This window comes from Kaistia sp. MMO-174, assembly GCF_037147815.1.
Classification (GTDB): domain Bacteria; phylum Pseudomonadota; class Alphaproteobacteria; order Rhizobiales; family Kaistiaceae; genus Kaistia; species Kaistia nematophila.
Genome location: NZ_JBBCUO010000004.1, coordinates 226729 through 244022 on the forward strand (window position 1 = coordinate 226729; position 17294 = coordinate 244022).

At 66.3% G+C, this 17294-nt stretch carries 14 protein-coding genes; 5 read left to right on the forward strand and 9 right to left on the reverse strand.

What is annotated here, in order from left to right; genetic code table 11:
• Nucleotides 1-113: 113 nt before the first annotated feature.
• Nucleotides 114-995, forward strand: a complete 882-nt coding sequence (locus WFK98_RS16150; RefSeq protein ID WP_336800944.1) for an ABC transporter permease — start codon at nucleotides 114-116, stop codon at nucleotides 993-995.
• Nucleotides 992-1789 carry an ABC transporter ATP-binding protein gene (locus tag WFK98_RS16155; RefSeq protein WP_336800945.1) on the forward strand — a complete coding sequence of 266 codons (798 nt, stop codon included), beginning with the start codon at nucleotides 992-994 and terminating at the stop codon, nucleotides 1787-1789. The genes WFK98_RS16150 and WFK98_RS16155 overlap by 4 nt, the downstream gene beginning before the upstream one ends.
• A 275-nt stretch (nucleotides 1790-2064) precedes the next feature.
• Here WFK98_RS16155 and WFK98_RS16160 read toward each other — a convergent pair whose 3' ends face one another.
• The 3 genes from WFK98_RS16160 to WFK98_RS16170 form a co-directional block, all read right to left on the reverse strand.
• Nucleotides 2065-2211: a hypothetical protein gene (locus WFK98_RS16160; protein ID WP_336800946.1), complete on the reverse strand. Its 147-nt coding sequence runs from the start codon at nucleotides 2209-2211 to the stop codon at nucleotides 2065-2067.
• A gap of 124 nt (nucleotides 2212-2335) precedes the next feature.
• Complete coding sequence (locus WFK98_RS16165) at nucleotides 2336-3382, reverse strand: Gfo/Idh/MocA family protein (protein WP_266338795.1); 1047 nt, start codon at nucleotides 3380-3382, stop codon at nucleotides 2336-2338.
• 122 nt (nucleotides 3383-3504) lie between these two features.
• Nucleotides 3505-4320, reverse strand: a complete 816-nt coding sequence (locus tag WFK98_RS16170) for a MipA/OmpV family protein (protein ID WP_266338796.1) — start codon at nucleotides 4318-4320, stop codon at nucleotides 3505-3507.
• 219 nt (nucleotides 4321-4539) lie between these two features.
• Between WFK98_RS16170 and WFK98_RS16175 the strand changes: the two genes are divergently transcribed.
• From WFK98_RS16175 to WFK98_RS16185, 3 genes are all read left to right on the forward strand, one after another.
• A complete protein-coding gene (locus tag WFK98_RS16175) occupies nucleotides 4540-5988 on the forward strand; it encodes an aspartate ammonia-lyase (protein ID WP_336800947.1) in 1449 nt (482 codons plus the stop codon).
• A 232-nt stretch (nucleotides 5989-6220) separates the two neighbouring features.
• Nucleotides 6221-7585 carry a DUF3300 domain-containing protein gene (locus WFK98_RS16180; RefSeq protein ID WP_336800948.1) on the forward strand — a complete coding sequence of 455 codons (1365 nt, stop codon included), beginning with the start codon at nucleotides 6221-6223 and terminating at the stop codon, nucleotides 7583-7585.
• 11 nt (nucleotides 7586-7596) lie between these two features.
• Nucleotides 7597-8508: a DUF2950 domain-containing protein gene (locus WFK98_RS16185; RefSeq protein WP_336800949.1), complete on the forward strand. Its 912-nt coding sequence runs from the start codon at nucleotides 7597-7599 to the stop codon at nucleotides 8506-8508.
• A 64-nt stretch (nucleotides 8509-8572) separates the two neighbouring features.
• Here WFK98_RS16185 and WFK98_RS16190 read toward each other — a convergent pair whose 3' ends face one another.
• From WFK98_RS16190 to WFK98_RS16215, 6 genes are all read right to left on the reverse strand, one after another.
• Nucleotides 8573-11716, reverse strand: a complete 3144-nt coding sequence (locus WFK98_RS16190) for an efflux RND transporter permease subunit (RefSeq protein WP_266338800.1) — start codon at nucleotides 11714-11716, stop codon at nucleotides 8573-8575.
• Nucleotides 11717-11720: 4 nt separating this feature from the next.
• Nucleotides 11721-12944 carry an efflux RND transporter periplasmic adaptor subunit gene (locus WFK98_RS16195; protein WP_336800950.1) on the reverse strand — a complete coding sequence of 408 codons (1224 nt, stop codon included), beginning with the start codon at nucleotides 12942-12944 and terminating at the stop codon, nucleotides 11721-11723.
• 219 nt (nucleotides 12945-13163) lie between these two features.
• Complete coding sequence (locus tag WFK98_RS16200; protein ID WP_336800951.1) at nucleotides 13164-13595, reverse strand: RbsD/FucU family protein; 432 nt, start codon at nucleotides 13593-13595, stop codon at nucleotides 13164-13166.
• A 119-nt stretch (nucleotides 13596-13714) separates the two neighbouring features.
• On the reverse strand, nucleotides 13715-15268 hold the full coding sequence (locus WFK98_RS16205; RefSeq protein WP_336800952.1) for a UxaA family hydrolase: 1554 nt from the start codon (nucleotides 15266-15268) through the stop codon (nucleotides 13715-13717).
• A gap of 48 nt (nucleotides 15269-15316) precedes the next feature.
• Nucleotides 15317-16165 carry a sugar phosphate isomerase/epimerase family protein gene (locus WFK98_RS16210; RefSeq protein ID WP_336800953.1) on the reverse strand — a complete coding sequence of 283 codons (849 nt, stop codon included), beginning with the start codon at nucleotides 16163-16165 and terminating at the stop codon, nucleotides 15317-15319.
• Between the two features lie 92 nt (nucleotides 16166-16257).
• Nucleotides 16258-17268, reverse strand: a complete 1011-nt coding sequence (locus WFK98_RS16215; protein ID WP_266338805.1) for a sugar ABC transporter substrate-binding protein — start codon at nucleotides 17266-17268, stop codon at nucleotides 16258-16260.
• Nucleotides 17269-17294 lie beyond the last annotated feature (26 nt).

Consider the following 17294-nt stretch of genomic DNA (forward strand, 5'->3'; position numbering starts at 1 on the left):
CCGCGCCGGGCCTTCCCTTTGCGTTCACGCGGCGGTACATGCCGCGTCCAGCATCGACACAAGACCAGGCCGCTCGTCGACGATCGGTCTGCCTCAGCGGAAGGGCCGCATTCGTGAGCCTCATTGCCTTTCTCGGCGCGGTTGAACTCGGCCTCGTCTTCGCCTTCGTGGCGCTCGGCGTCTACCTGGCGTTCCGCATCCTCGACTTCCCGGACCTGACGGTCGACGGCTCGTTCCCGCTCGGCGCAGCGGTTGCGGCCGTGCTGATCATCGCCGGCTGGAACGCGTGGCTCGCCACCGCCGTCGCCATGGCGGCGGGCGCCGCCGCCGGCCTCGTCACGGCAACGCTCAACGTCAAGTTCCGCATCCTGAACCTGCTCGCCTCGATCCTCACGATGATCGCGCTGTTCTCGGTCAATCTGCGCGTGATGGGCAAGCCGAACGTCGCGCTGATCAACCAGGACACGATGCTGACGCCGTTCTTCGGCCACGGCCTTTCCGAATTCTATGTCCGCCCGCTCTTCGTCGGCGTGCTGGTCGTCATCGCCGTCTTCCTGGTCTGGCGTTTCCTCGCCAGCGACCTCGGCCTCGCCATGCGGGCGACCGGCGCCAATCCGCGCATGGCGCGGGCGCAAGGCGTCAACACCAGCCTGCACATCTATCTCGGCATGGCGCTCTCCAACGCGCTCGTCGCGCTCGGCGGCTCGCTGTTCGCCCAGACCAACGGCTTCGCCGACGTCACCTCGGGCGTCGGCACCATCGTCGTCGGCCTCGCCGCGGTGATCATCGGCGAGACGCTGTTCCATTCGCGCCTGATCATCTGGGCGCTGATCGGCTGCGTCATCGGCTCGGTGCTCTACCGCATCGCCATCCAGCTCGCGCTTTCGAGCGACATCCTCGGACTCAAGGCCTCGGATCTCAACCTCGTCACCGCCGTGCTCGTCGCCGCCGCGCTCGTCCTGCCACGCCTTCGCCGCGGGAGGGCCACGGCATGATCGAGCTTTCCAACCTCTCCGTCGTCTTCGGACGCGGCACGCCGCTCGAAAAGCAGGCGCTGTCCGGCCTCGACCTCGCCATCGAGGCGGGTTCCTTCGTCACCGTCATCGGCTCGAACGGCGCCGGCAAGTCGACCATGCTCGGCGTGCTGGCCGGCGACGTCATCCCGACCTCGGGCCGCGTCGCCATCGGCGGCCGCGACGTCACCCGGATCGCTACCGCCCAGCGCGCGAAATATGTCGCCCGCGTCTTCCAGGACCCGCTGACCGGCAGCTGCGGCGCGCTGACAATCCAGGAAAACCTGGCGCTCGCCGCCGCGCGCGGCAGCCGTCGCGGCTTCGGCCTCGCCATCGGCAGCAACCGGCGCGACGAATTCCGCTCGCGCGTCTCGGAGCTGAAGCTCGGCCTCGAGAACCGCATGGACGACCGGATGGACCTGCTCTCCGGCGGCCAGCGCCAGGCGCTGTCGCTGGTGATGGCGACGCTCGCCGGCAGCGAGGTGCTGCTGCTCGACGAGCATACCGCCGCGCTCGACCCCGGCATGGCCGAGTTCGTGATGGAGCTGACCCAGTCCCTGGTCGAGAAGCACAAGCTCACGACGATGATGGTCACCCATTCGATGCGCCAGGCGCTCGATTACGGCACCCGCACCGTCATGCTGCATGGCGGCAAGGTCATTCTCGACGTGGTCGGCGACAACCGCAAAAACCTGACGATCGAGGACCTGATCGAGATGTTCCGCAAGGCCCGCGGCGGCCAGACGCTCGACGACGACGCGCTGCTGGTGAGCTGAGGCGTCGAACATTCGTCCGACGACCCTGCCCGCACCATTCCGAATGCCCGCCTGAAGACCCTCACCCCCGCCATCTCCCGCAAACGGGAGAGGGGGCGAGCCCGCCTGCCACGGAAGCGATAACGGATGCCGGCCGAAAAACCCTCGTCCGCTCGCGGGAGAGGGTTGGGTGAGGGGCTTGCTTTCCCCCTCTCGGGACGCGCGAAGTTCGTTGAACCGGCGTCATCCTCGCGAAGGCGAGGAGGACGGCGGAGCTGGACGCGGTGCGTCCGCCTTCAGCGAACCGCCCTGCCCTTGCCGGCCTCGCCGACGCAGCGAAGTCCGCTGGCCGCGCCGATGCCCCAGAACAGCGAGCTGCAGTTCCGGCACGTGCCGCAGCCGCTCGGCGCGGCGGAAGCCGGGCTGTTCGTCGGGCTGGCCATGTCGAAAATCTCCGCTCGTTGCATGAGCGCAATCATCGCCGGACCGGGCGCGACTTCCAAGAAACGGAATTGCCGGCGCCGCCCGGTTCCTTGGAACAGGCGACGCCGGATCGGGCGAAAGGCGTTATGCCGGCACTGCCTCGAACGTTTCCGGCTGGACCGGCCCGCCCGTCTCGATGGACTTGTAGGCTGCCTCGACCAGCGCGAAGGTGTTGAGATTGTCGTGGCCGGAGGTCGCCGGAACGCTGCCCGCGTCGAGGCTGTCGAGCCAGTGGCGCTGGGTCGAGACGACGCTATCCTGGATCAGCAGCCAGGGCTCGCCGCCCCAGGAGAGCGGCTTCGGCTTGGCGATCTCGGTGAAATTGCCTTCCGGCGAGGTGACGACCAGCCGGCAATCGGCCTCGACCCGGATCGAACCCTTGGTGCCTTCGAAGTGGATCAGCGTCTGCGGGAACAGGTCCGGCTCCTGCCGGCTCGCATAGCTGCATTCGGAAACGCTGACGGCGCCGTTGGCATGGCGCATCATCACCGTCGCCTGGTCCTCGCCATTGATGCCCTGCTTGATCGCCTGGCCGAGGCAATAGACGCTTGTCGCCTCGCCCATGAAGACGCGCGCGACGTCGAGCACATGCACGCCGATATCGAGCAGCACGAAGCGATCGACCTCGGCCAGATAGGGCTGGCCCTTGTAGATGTCATAGCCGGTGCGGAAGGCGAAACGGCCCCAGGTCGGTTCGCCCAGCGCGCCCGAGCGGGCGATCTCGGCGGCGCGCAGCAGCGGTGCCTGGAAGCGGAAGTTCTCATGCACCATCAGCGGCCGGCCGGCCTTGTCCATGGCGTCGACCAGCGCGCAGCAATCGGCCCAGTCGGGCGCCAGCGGCTTCTGCACGACCGCGGCCACGCCATGTCGGGCGCAGGCCTCGACCAGCGCCCGGTGCGACGGCGCCGTGGTGACGATGTCGACGAAATCGGGCTTCTCCGTCGCCAGCATCTTCTCGAAATCGGTATAGAAGGCCGGGATGTTGAAATCGGCCGCGGCGGCTGCCGCCTTCTCGCCGTCGACGTCGCAGACCGCCACGATTTCAGCGCGGTCGGCGAGTTCGCCCCAGGCATTCAGGTGGTTGCGCGCGAAAAAACCGCACCCGACAAGGGCGCCCCTGCGAAGTGTCATCGTCTCTCTCCCATGACCTTTTGGCCGGCGCCTTCGGCGCTTCTGCTCGGGCTTAAGTCGAGCAGCCGCCCGCCCCAGCGTCAAGCGGAGGCGACCGGAATTCGAGGGAGAAAAGTCAGGCCTCAGTCGCGAAACAGGTCGACCGAGAAACGTTTCGAGATGCCGAGGCCGACGGTGAACTGGTTCTCGCTGCCGGCGGTCGCCACGATCGGCGAGTCCTTGGCGTCGCCGACGAAGCGGTCATAGCCGGCATCCGCGTTCAGGAACCAGTCCGGCTTGAACTCGTAGCGCGCCGACGCCTTGAGGCCGACCGAATAGATGCCGCCGCCGGCGTCATAGGCGGCGAGGTTACCGCCGCTGGCGATGCTCTCGGCCTCCGAGACATTGAAATAGGTGCCGGTGAAGCCGCTGGAGCCGAAATTCGCGCGTGGTCCGATCTTGAGTTCGACCTGCTTGGTCGGGCGGACGATGGCGTCGGCGCCGAAGCTGCCGACGACGCCGCTCGCCTCGCCGAAGGCGCCGCGGATCTCGCCCAGCACTTCCGCGCCATAGACGGGATCGAAATTGAACTCATAGCCGGCCTTGACGCCGAGCTCATAGGTCGCGTCGAGTTTTCGCGTGCCGGCGAGGCCCGGCTCGTCGCTGGGGTCGCGCTCGCCGATGATGCGGAAGGACGGCCCGAAATTCAGCGCCGTCTTCGGGCCGCCGCCGAGCTCGAACACGCCGGGCAGGCGGAAATAGGACATCGAAACGATCGGATAGGGCGAGAACAGCAGGTCCTTCGAGCCGAGGAAGCGGGGCTCGACCTTGCCGCCGGCGCCGAGCTCGATGACGAGGTCGACATCGCCATAGGGACGCCGCTCGGCGGCATGGGCGGAAACAATGACGGCGAGGGAAAGAAGAGAGGCAGCCAGCGCGCTGGCGGTCTGACGTCGCATCAAGGCAGGATTACTCCGGAACGCATACTCGACTGGCAAGGCGCCCCGGACTGCAATCGCCGTCCGAACGTCTTGGTTAATCTCGTATGGCCAAAGCTGCTGAAGATTGTGTTACGACGCCGCCACTACCGCGAGGCGCAATGGCGTCGCCGGACCGCTTGCCGCCGCATGAACTTGCGTGTCCAATGGAGCCCTCGCAGCTGATCGATCGGATCCAGCATGCCCTCGATAGCCCCGACCGCGCCGCTCCATCGCATCGAGCAGGATTCGCTCGGTCCGGTCTCCGTCCCCGCCGACGCCTATTACGGCGCGCAAACCGCCCGCGCGATGGAGAATTTCCAGATCTCCGGCACGCCGATCCGCCATTTTCCGGAGCTGATCCGCGCGCTCGCCATGGTCAAGCTCGCTGCCGCGCGCGCCAACCGGCAGCTGGGCGATCTCCCGGACGAGAAATTCGCGGCGATCGAGCAGGCCTGCCTTGAGATGATCGCCGGCCGGTTCGACGACCAGTTCTTGCTCGACGTCTTCCAGGGTGGCGCCGGCACCTCGACCAACATGAACGCCAACGAGGTGATCGCCAATCGGGGGCTGGAGATCCTCGGCGAGCCGCGCGGCCACTACGCGACGCTGCACCCCAACAACGACGTCAACCTGTCGCAATCGACCAACGACGTCTATCCAACCGCGATCCGGCTGGCGCTGCTGATGAGCTATGGCCGCCTCTCCGAGGCGCTCGAGCGGCTCGCCCTTGCCTTCGACGCCAAGGGGAGTGAGTTCGCCAGCATCATCAAGCTCGGCCGCACCCAGCTGCAGGACGCCGTTCCGATGACGCTCGGCCAGGAGTTCCAGGCCTTCGCGGTCACGTTGCGCGAGGACGAACAACGGATCGAGGAGGCGTCGCGACTGCTGCTCGAGGTCAATCTGGGCGGCACCGCCGTCGGCACCGGGATCACCGCCGACCCCGCCTATGCGGCGATCGTCGTGCGCGAACTCGGCATGCTGACGAACCGGCCCTTCGTCGTGTCGCAGAACCTGATCGAGGCCTGCTGGGACACCGGCGCCTTCGTCCTGTTCTCCGCCACGCTGAAGCGGACGGCAGTGAAGCTGTCGAAGATCGCCAATGATCTACGCCTGCTGTCGAGCGGCCCGCGCGGCGGCATCGGCGAGATCAACCTGCCGCCCGAGCAGCCGGGCTCCTCGATCATGCCGGGCAAGGTCAATCCGGTCATCCCGGAGGTGGTGAACCAGGTGGCGTTCCATGTCATCGGCGCCGACCTGACCGTGACGCTGGCCGCCGAGGCGGGTCAGCTGCAGCTCAACGCCATGGAACCGGTGATCGTCTTCAGCCTGCTGCAATCGCTGTCGCTGATGACCAACGCGATCGACACGCTGACGACGAAATGCGTCACCGGCATCACCGCCAATCCGGAGACCTGCCGCAAGAACCTCGAGGCGAGCACGGCGCTCGCCACCGGACTGGTCTCGCTGATCGGCTACGAGCGGGCCGCCCAGCTCGCCAAGGAGATCCTGGCCACCGGCAAGACCTTGCGCGAACTCCTCGCCGAGGACCCGCTGCTGCCGGACGAACTGATCGACCAGGTCTTCGATCTCGACGCGCTGACGCGGCCATCGCGATTGCGGCGGCGGCCGCCTGTCGCGAGGTCCTGACGAAGCCGTGGTCGGCGGCACGCACCCGCATCCAGCCTGCTCCGGCGGAGCCTCTACCAGAGGAAGGAAGAGGGAGACGCCAGGATTGTGAAGTCCCCCTGATTGACTGGAACCAGTTCAAAGGAATTTTCTAAATAAGTATTTTCCATCCTTAAACATTGGATTTGGCAATTACCATGTCGTAAGGCAATATTGCCGTTCTGGTGACACTGGACCCCTGGGGGAAATGCAGATGCTTGCTAGGTCAAGCGGCGCCGGCTTGCGGGCGATCGGGTTCATCTTGCTCGCGGCAACCTCTCTCGCCACGACGACGATATCGGTTCGAGCGGCGGAAACGCCGACGACGCAGGCGCCGGCTCCGGAGAGCCCAGCGCCGGCCCAGCCCGCTCCAGCCGCGGCCGCGCCCGCCGAGGCGCCCTCTGACGAGGCCGCCCCGAGCGACGTGTTCACGCAGGACGAACTGCGCAAGCTCCTGGCGCCCATCGCGCTCTACCCGGATGCGTTGCTGGCGCAACTGCTTCCCGCCTGCGCCTATCCGGTTGATATCGTGCAGGCTTCCCGCTGGATCGGCAAGAACAAGGCCGCTGTCGCCAAGGGCGACTTCTCCGGCGCCGATACGCAGGGCTGGGACCCGACCGTCAAGGCGCTGGTCCGCTTCCCTGATATCATCGCCAAGCTGAACGACGACCTCGACATGACGACGGATCTCGGCGACGCCTTCGTGAGCCAGCCGGACGACGTCGCCGCCATGATCCAGACGCTGCGCCTGGAAGCGCAGAAGGCCGGATCGCTCAAGACCACCAAGGAACAGAAGGTCACCGTCCAGGAACAGGGTGGCAACCAGTATGTCGCCATCGAGCCGGCCGATCCGGGCGTCATCTATGTACCGACCTATGATCCGGCAACGGTCTATTACGACAATGGCGGCGCGCTCGCGGCGGGGGTCATCGGTTTCGGCACCGCCGTCGCCGTCGGCATCGCCATCGACAATGCCTGGGACTGGGGGCATGGCTGGGTCTACCCGCCGCGCTGGCCGGGCTATCCGGGCTATCGCCCGGGCGGCGGCAACAACATCAACATCGGCAACGACATCAACATCGGCGGTGGCATGCGCCCCTGGCGTCCCGACGGCGACCGCTACCGGCCCGGCCAAGGCAGCAAGCCCGGCCTCGCCAATCGCCCGCACGGACCGGGCGGCGGCAACCACCCCGGGGTGGGCAATCGTCCGGGCCTCGATCGCCCGAATGCCGGCAACCGCCCGGACATCGGCAATCGCCCGAACGCGGGCAATCGTCCGGATCGTCCGGATCGCCCGGCTGTCGCCAACAAGGGGCAGCGCCCCGCCGGCGGCGCCAACAAGGCGGTGAAAAAGCCCGCCAAAGACACCGCCTTCAGCAACGCCAAGGTGGGCGGCAAGGGATCCAAGGCGATCTCCAACCGCGGCGCCTCCAGCCGGAAGTCACCGCCCAGGCCGCAGGCCCATTCCGGCGGCGGGCGACCGCAGCAGATGCACCGCGGCGGAGGCGGACGGCCCCAGATGCATCGCGGCGGCGGCGGCGGTCGCCAGATGCATCGTGGCGGACGCGGTCGGCACTGAGGAGAACGGTCATGCAGAAGAAAGCCCTGTCCACGCTTGGCGCCCTGCTTGCCGGCGTCGTCCTCTTCAGCCATCAGGCCCGCGCGCAGGAAGTCTTTCCCTCGCCGGAGGCCGCTTCCACCGCCCTCGTCGCCGCCGCCAAGGCGCCGGAAAGAGGCATGCTCGACAAGATCTTCGGTGACGGCGCGAGGGAACTGATCGCGTCCGGCGACGAGGCGGTCGACAAGCAGCGTCTGTCCGATTTTCTGGTGCTCGCGGGCGACGGCAGCGCGGTCACCGACGGCGACGGAGGAGCCAAGGTGCTGACCTACGGCGCCGATCATTGGCCGTTCCCGATTCCGCTGAAGCAGGTCGCGGGCGGCTGGGCCTTCGACCTCGACGCCGGCAAGGAACGGATCGCCGACATGACGATCGGACAGAACGAGTTGGTAGCGATCGGCGCCTGCGCGGACTACGTCGCCGCGCAGAACGAATATTTCCGCACGCTGCACGACAACCAGCCGGTCCAGCAGTTCGCCCGCCGCCTGGTCAGCTCGGATGGCCGGCATGACGGCCTCTACTGGGCGCCCGAGACCGCGACCGACCGCAGCCCGCTTGGAGACCGGATCGTCGCCGCTGCCGTTCACGCCAGCAAGGACCCGGCGCTTCCCGGCTCCTATCACGGCTACCACTATCGCATCCTGACGCGGCAGGGCCCCGCCGCGCCGGGCGGCGCCTACAATTATCTGGTCAAGGACAGGATGCTGGCCGGATTCGCGCTCGTCGCCTATCCCGAGACCTGGGGCGAGACGGGCATCATGACGTTCCTGTGCGACCAGCGCGGCGACGTCTACCAGCGCAACCTCGGTGCCACGACCAGCCGCGTCGCGCCGCAAATCCGCAGCTTCAATCCTGGCCCCGATTGGGAGCGCGTCGAGCGCTAGGCCGAAACGAAGCGACGGCGCGGGCTCGAAAGAGCCTGCGCCGTCGCCTTGCATTCCTTGGCCGTCAGACCGGCTTTCCGGTCGCCGCCGGCGTGTCCTTCGTCTTCCGCGCCGAGCGCCAGTCCGCCAGCCGGCGGACCGCGACATAGAACAGCGGCACGAAGAAGATGCCGATCGTCGTCGCCGCCAGCATGCCGCCCATCACGCCGGTGCCGACAGCGTTCTGCGCGCCGGAGCCTGCGCCGGTGGCGATCGCCAGCGGCAGGATGCCGAAGATGAAGGCGAGCGAGGTCATCAGGATCGGCCGCAGGCGCAGTCGCGCGGCACTGAGCGTCGCCTCGACCAGTTCCTTGCCCGCCGCCTGCTGGTCCTTGGCGAATTCGACGATCAGGATCGCGTTCTTGGCAGCGAGGCCTATCGTCGTGAGCAGGCCGACCTTGAAGTAGACGTCGTTCGCCTGTCCGAACAGCTTGGCGGCGACCAGCGCGCCGAGCACGCCGATCGGCACCGACAGCATGACCGAGAACGGGATCGACCAGCTCTCATAGAGCGCCGCCAGGCAAAGGAAGACGACCAGGATCGAGATCGCATAGAGCGCCGGCGCCTGGTTGCCGGAAAGCTGCTCCTGATAGGAAAGGCCCGTCCAGGAGGCGGTGAAGCCGCTCGGCAGCTTCTCGACCATGGCCAGCATCTCGTTCATCGCCGTGCCCGAGCTGACGCCGCTGCCGGCGGAGCCCTGGATGCTGACGGCCGAAACGCCGTTGTAGCGGTCGAGCTTGGGCGAGCCATAGGTCCAGTCCGTCGACACGAAGCTCGAGAACGGCACCATCTCGCCGCTGGCATTGCGGACGAACCAGTCGTTCAGATTGTCGGGCTGCATGCGGAAGGGCGCGTCGGCCTGCAGGTAGACCGGCTTGACCTTGCCGCGGTCGATGAAGTCGTTGACATAGCTGCCGGCGAACCCGACCGAGATCGTGTCGTTGATGTCGCCGAGATCGATGCCGAGGGCGCGCGCCTTGGCCTGGTCGATGTCGATCTTGAATTCGGCCTGATCCTCCTGCCCGCCCTGGCGGACGCCGCTCACCTTCGGGTTCTCGCGCGCCAGCGCCAGCAACTGGTCCCGCGCCGCCGCGAGCTGCTGCTGGCCGGCGCCGGCCGAATCCTGCAGATACATCTCGAAACCGTTCGAATTGCCGAGATTGGGCAGGGCCGGTGGCGACAGCGCGAAGACCTGCGCATCGCGGATCCCCGAGAACGCCGCCATCGCCCGGCCGGCGATCGCCGACGCGGACTGGTCCTTGGCCTTGCGCTCCTCGAAATCCTTCAGCTTGACGAAGGCCATGGCCGAGTTCTGGCCGCTGCCGTTGAAGCCGAAGCCGAGGGCGACGAAGACGCTGTCGACGGAGTCCTTTTCCTGGGTGAGGAAATGGTTCTCGACCTGCTTCACCACCTCCAGCGTCCGCGCGCTCGTCGCGCCGACCGGCAGCTGGATCGACGTCATCAGCACGCCCTGGTCCTCTTCCGGCAGGAAGGAGGTCGGCAGCTTGCTGAAGAGCACGGCGACGCCCGCGCACATCAGGAGATAGACGACGAAGGAACGCAGCGGCCGGCGGATGATGCCGTGCACGCCGCGCTGGTAGCGGTCAGCGCCGCGATCGAAGGTGCGGTTGAACCAGCCGAAGAAGCCCTTGCGCTCCATATGTCCGCTCGACGGCTTCAGCATGGTGGCGCAGAGCGCCGGCGTCAGCACCAGGGCGACGAAGACGGACAGCACCATGGCCGCGACGATCGTCACCGCGAACTGGCGGTAGATGACGCCGACCGAGCCGGAGAAGAAGGCCATCGGCACGAACACGGCCGACAGCACCAGGGCGATGCCGATCAGCGCGCCAGTGATCTCGCCCATCGACTTCTTCGTCGCCTCGCGCGGCGACAACCCCTCTTCCGCCATCACGCGCTCGACGTTCTCGACCACCACGATGGCGTCGTCGACGAGCAGGCCGATCGCCAGCACCATGGCGAACATGGTCAGCGTGTTGATCGAATAGCCCGCGAAGGAGAGCACGGCGAAGGTGCCGAGCAGCACGACCGGCACGGCAATCGTCGGGATCAGCGTGGCGCGGAAGCTCTGCAGGAAGATGAACATGACGATGAAGACGAGGACGACGGCCTCGATCAGCGTCTCGATCACCTTCTCGATCGAAAGCTTGACGAACGGGGTGGTGTCATAGGCCGTGACGACCTTGATGTTGGACGGCAGGCTCGCCGACAGCTTGGTGAGCACTTCCTCGACGCCAGCGGCCGTGTCGATGGCATTAGCGCCGGTGGCGAGGTTTATGCCAAAGCCGGCAGCGGGCAGGCCGTTGAAGCGCGAACTGCTGGTGTAGCTTTCCGAACCGATCTCGACGCGCGCGACATCGCTCAAATGGACGATCGAGCCGTCAGTGCTCGTCTTCAGGATGATGTTGCGGAACTGGTCCGGCGTCTGCAACTGGCTCTGCGCCGTGATCGTGACGTTGAGCTGCTGGCCCTCAATGCTGGGCAGCGCGCCGAGCTGGCCGGCCGAGATCTGCTTGTTCTGGGCCGCGATCGCCGTTGCGACGTCGCTCGGGATCAGCTGGTACTTGGCGAGCTTGTTCGGATCGAGCCAGATGCGCATCGCATATCCGGATCCGAAGACATTGACGTCGCCAACTCCGCTGACGCGCTTGATCGTGTCCTCGAAACGGCTGGAGAAATAGTCGCCGAGGTCTTCTGACGACAGGCTGCCATCGGTCGAGACCAGCGCGCCGACCATCAGGATGCTGGAGGTCGACTTGGTCACCGTGATGCCCTGCGCCACAACCGCATCGGGCAGCTGCGACTGCACCAGCTGCAGCTTGTTCTGCACCTGCACCTGGGCGATGTCGGAATCGACGCCGCTGGCGAAGGTGAGCTGCACCGAGGCCTGGCCGGAAGACGAGCTGGAAGCCGACATGTAGTCGAGATTCTCGAGCCCGGTCATGCCCTGCTCGATGATCTTGGTCACCGAATTCTCGATCGTCTCGGCGCTGGCGCCGGGATAGGTGGCGGAGATGCGCACCGTCGTCGGCGCGATCTCGGGATACTGGGCGATCGGCAGGTTGTAGATGCCGAGCAGGCCGCCCAGCATGACGACAATGGCGAGAACCCAGGCAAAGATCGGGCGGTCGATGAAGAAGCTGGCCATCGGATCAGCCTCCCGTCGCCGGGGCGGTCGCCGGCGCCGGCGTCTTGTCGTTCGTCTTGGCATCGGCCGGATGGGCGACGCCGGCGGCATCGAGCGTGACCTCGATCGGCGTCACGGCCTGGCCGTCGCCGATCTTCTGCAGGCCGTCGACGATCAGCCGGTCGCCGTCCGAGATGCCGTCCTCGATCAGCCAGTTCGAGCCGACCGATTGCAGCGTCTGCAGCACCCGGGTCTCGACCTTGCCATCCTTCGACACCAGCATCGCGGTGGCATCGCCCTTGGCGTTGCGGTTGACGGCGCGCTTCGGCACCAGGAAGGCGCCCTCGTCGGTGCCGAGATTGACCACGGCGCGGACATACATGCCGGGCAGCAGCATCCGCGTCGGATTATCGAAGCTGGCGCGCATCGAGAAGGTGCCGGTCGTCTCGTTGACGATCGCCTCGGTCGAGCGCAGCACGCCGGGCTGGTCATAGACGGCCGTGTCATTGAGCTTGAGCTGGACGCTCGGCGGGCCCTCGCCACGCTTCAGCCGCCCGCTGTCGATCAGGTTGCGGATACGGAACAGGTTGGTGCTGGAGTCGGTCAGGTCGACGTTGATCGGGTCGATCTCGCGGATGGTGGCGAGCGCGGTCGACTGGTTGGCGGTCACCAGCGCGCCCTCGGTCACGGCCGAGGTGCTGATCAGTCCGGAAATCGGCGCCACGACCTTGGTGTAGTCGAGGTTGATCTGGGCGGTGGCGAGCGCCGCTTCGGCGGCGGCGACGTCGGCCTTGGCCTGCGCCAGCGCCGCCTTGGCCTCGTCCAGGCTCTGCGCCGTCACCGTGTTCACGCCGACCAACTGGTTGTAGCGGTCGACCTTGGCCTGGGCGCTGGGCACGGCGGCCTGCGCCTTCTCCAGCGCGGCGGCGGCCGCGTCATAGGCGGCCTGATAGGGGCGCGGATCGATCTGATAGAGCAGGTCGCCGGCCTTGACCTGGCCGCCCTCGGTGAACACCCGCTTCTGGATCAACCCGTCGACCTGCGGCCGGATCTCGGCGACCTTGGTGGCGCTGACGCGGCCGGGAAGCTCGATGGTGATCGGCACGTTCTGCGGCCGCAGGGTGATCACGCCGACTTCGACCGGGCCCGTCGGCGGCCCGCCTGCCTGTCCGCTACCGGACTGGCCGGAACAGGCGGCCAGAAGCAGAGCACTGATCAGACTCGCCAATGCAAGGGCCTTGGATTTCATGCGAGAGTCTCCCGAAGGGTCGTCACCCGGCAATCATCGAGTGACCATATAGATCCTCTCTTTCACGCGGCTCCAAGCCCGGCAACTATTTTCGGGCGTCAAAACATTGCTGGTATTTCAGAATATTGCAGGCCATCCGCCTTTGTTTCCGGACCGTGAAACGGCGCCGGAGCGGCCTCTTGCGCCCCGACGGATCCCGGTCCGGATGGCCTTCCGGACTCAGCTCGGACGGACAATGCCCTTCTTGAGGATCAGATTGCCATACTGGCGGGTCTCGCCGGTCTGGACGATGGCGTAACCGGCATTGGCGCGCTCATAGAAGGCGAAGCGCTCCAGCGAATGCACCCTGTGCTCGGGCTCGTGCTTCCGGACGATCGCCTCGAACTCGTCGACGATCGGCTCGCGGCGGTCGGGATCGCCCACCACCTGCATCGAGATCGCGGCGACGTCGTCATACTGGTCGAGCGGCAACAGCGACAGGATCGCCTCGAGCACCTGCGGCGCGGTCGCGGCATCGATGCGGATCAGTTCCGGCCCGGCGCTGGTGGCGGGATAGTTGGCGTCGACGATGGTGATCTCGTCGCCATGGCCCATGGCGCGCAGGGTCCACAGCAGGTCGGGGCTGAGAATGGGCGAAAGTCCCTTCAGCATGTCTTTCTCCTTGGATGTTGGAAGGCGCCCGCCGCGAAGGTCACCCGGCCCGCTCCAGACGGTGCGGCGTTCTGGAACGGACCGGGCTTCCCTTCAGCCCCCAGGGGCCAAAGGCGGTGTCAGAAGGTCGCGCCGATCTGCCACGGCACGAATTCGTTGTCGCCGTAGCCGAGCAGCTCCGACTTGCTCTTGTCGCCGGAAGCGACCTCGAGAATGCGGTCGAAGATCTCCTGCCCCTTGGCTTCGAGCGACTTGCCGTCGAGCACGTCGCCGCCATTGATGTCCATGTCGTCGATCATCTTGGCGTAGATCTCGGAATTGGTGGCGATCTTGATCGACGGCGTCGGCTTGCAGCCATAGGCGGAGCCACGGCCGGTGGTGAAGCAGAGGATGTTGGCGCCGCCCGCCACCTGCCCGGTCGCCGAGACGGGATCGTAGCCGGGCGTGTCCATGAACACGAAGCCCTTCTCGGTCACCGGCTCGGCATAGCCATAGACGGCGGTCAGCGGCGAGGTGCCGCCCTTGGCGGCGGCGCCGAGCGACTTCTCGAGAATGGTGGTGAGGCCGCCCTGCTTGTTGCCGGGGGACGGATTATTGTTCATCTCCATGAGGTTACGCTCTGCGTAATCCTCCCACCAATGGATGATGCCGACCAGCTTCTCCCCGACCTCGCGCGACACGGCGCGGCGGGTCAGAAGGTGCTCGGCGCCATAGATTTCCGGCGTTTCGGAGAGGATGGCGGTGCCGCCATTGCGGACGAGGATGTCGGCGGCGACGCCCAATGCCGGGTTGGCGGTGATGCCGGAATAGCCGTCCGAGCCGCCGCATTGCAGCGCCAGCATCAGTTCGCTAGCCGGCACCGTCTCGCGCTTCACGCTGTTTACGATCGGCAGCATCGCTTTCACGGCCTCGACGCCGGCATCGACCGTTTTCCGGGTGCCGCCGACTTCCTGAATCGTCATAGTGCGGAAAGTCTCGCTTTCCTCGACCTTGTAGGCATCCTTGAAGCGCGGAATCTGAAAACCCTCGCAGCCGAGGCCGACCATGACGACACCGCCCATGTTCGGGTTGGTTGCATAGCCCCAGGTGGTGCGCTTCAGCGTGTCGAAGATCACGCCACGATAGTCGATGACGCAGCCATTGGCCTGCTTTAGCGCGACGATGCCGTCGATGTTCGGATAGTCGTTCAGGATGCCGGAGCGCTCGATCTCGGTGGCGATGAAGCCGGCGACCGTCGTCGAGCAGTTCACCGAGGTGAGGATGCCGACATAATTGCGCGTGCCGACCTTTCCGTTAGCACGCCGATAACCCTGGAACGTCGCCTGGAACTCCTTCGGCACATATTGCGTCGGCACCACGCCCTCGCTGAAGGCATAGTCGCGCGCGAAGGCGCCATGCTCCTCGCCGATGCCGCAATTGTGCTCGTGCACCCAGTCACCGACGGCGATGTCGGTCTTGGCGAAGCCGATGATCTGGCCGAACTTGCGGACCGCCTCGCCGGCGGCGATCGGCCGGATCGCGAACTTGTGCCCGCGCGGCACGCGCCGGATGATGGTGGCGTCCTGCGCCGTCGTCATGCCGACTTCGAGATTGCCGAGCGCGACGGCGATATTGTCCTCGCCATTGAGGAGAAGCGTGCGCGGCTGGGCCGGAATGGGGGCTGCCTCGTTCATGGTATCGATCCTATCGCGGCCGCAAGCAAAGCCGCCGTTGCGCGGGCTTCAGGCTGAACGCCAGCCGTCGCGGATGAGCGTGAAGCCGTCGCTGTAGACTTCGGCATTTGATGGGAAGAGATCGCGCCAGATCCGCGTCGCGGCTGCCAGCAGCGGCATCGACCGTCCGAATGCCTCGATGGTGATCCAGCCGTCATAGTCGGCCTGCTTCAGCGCCTTGAAGGTACTGGCGAAATCGACATGGCCCTTGCCGGGCGTGCCGCGATCGTTCTCCGAGACATGCACATGCGCCAGATGCGGGGCGATGGCGGCCACGGCGGCGATCGGATCCTTCTCCTCGATATTGGCGTGGAAGGTATCGTACATGCCAGCAACGTTCGGGTGAGCGACGGCGGCCAGGTAATCGTTCAGGTCGTGCATGGTGTTGACGAAATAGCATTCGAAGCGGTTGACCGCCTCCAGCACCAGCGTGATGCCGCGCTCGCGCGCCATGTCGCCGGCTTCGCGATGGAAGGCGATGGCGCGCTCGCGCTCCTCCGCCGACGGCGCGGCGCCGGAAAAATGACCAAGCGTCGAATGCAGCGGCCCGCCGACGACCCTGGCGCCGAGCGCCGCCGAACAATCGAGGATCCAGCGCATGTGGGCGCGCGCCGCTTCCTGCTGCGCCGGTTCGGCGCCGATCGGATTCATCTCGGTCGCCGGGAAAAGCGCGATCACGGTGCGGTCGAGGCCGAGACGGTCGAGCTCGCGGCCGAGTTCGGCATAGTGCTCCGGCGTCCCCTCGAAGATCGGGATCTCGACGCCGTCATAGCCGCAGCGTTTCAGGTCTTCGAGAACGGGCCAGTGCTGCGGTTCGACATGCGCCGTCCAGAGCAGGAGATTGAAGCCGATCTTCATCGCGGTCGTCCTGGTTCAACATGCAGACCGGCCGCGACGATGCCGCGTGCCAGAGAGGCCGGCGGGCCCGAAGGTCCACCGGCCGCAACGCATCAGTTGGTCGGCGGGACCGGCGGCGCCGCGCCCTGCGGCAGCGGCTCTTCCAGCCACTTGGTGACCATTTCCGGCTTTGCATCCCAGGGAGCGGCATCGGCCAGATTGTCCTTGGTGATCACCTGGCTCGGCGCATAGTAGAACTGGCCGGGCTTGACCGAACCGTCGATGACGCCGAGCAGCAGGCGCAGCGCATGGACGGAGGCGATCGAGGGCGGGTTGCTGCCGGTCAGGGTCATCTGGCCCTTCTCGATCAGCTCGACGCCGTAGGGGGCGCCATTGTTGCCGCCGATCAGGATCTGGCCGGTCTTGCCGGCGCGCTCAATGGCAATCGCGACACCAACGGCCATGTCGTCATTGGCGGCATAGATCGCCTTGACGTTCGGATGAGCCGCCAGGATCTGCGAGGCGGCGTCCATGGCCTTCTGGCGGTCCCAGTCGGCCGCGAGGTCGGCAACGCTGACCGCCTTGGAGCCGGACTTCGCGATGCCGTTCTTGAACGACTGCACGAAGGCTTCCGCGTCGCCGCGGCCGAGCTTGCCGGTGATGGTGGCGTATTCGCCCTCCGGCAGCAGCTTGCCGATCGCCTCGCCGACGGGTTCGCCGAACCGGTAGAGATCGATCTGCATGATGCCAGCCGAATCCGCCAGGATCGACTCGTCATAGCCATACTGGAAGAAGATCGGCACGCCGGCCTTCTTGGCCTGGGCGATGGCGGCCTTTTCCGACGACAGCGACACCGCATAGATCAGGATGCCGTCGACGCCCTTGGTGATCGCGTCCTGGACGTTGGCGAGTTCCTGGGTCGGGTCGTTGTTCGCCGAATAGGTGATCAGCTTGACGCCGAGCTTGTCGGCGGCGGCCTGGGCGGCGTTCATGCCGAACTGGTAGTAGGGATCCGGACCGCCGCGCATGAAGGCGATGGTCTTCTCGGCCGCCTGCGACAGGCTCGGCGCCATCAGCGCCGTTCCGAGCGCCAGAACCGCAAGGGCTCTCCTCGTGATAGTCATGGGTCGTCTCCTCCTTTGACGTCCTT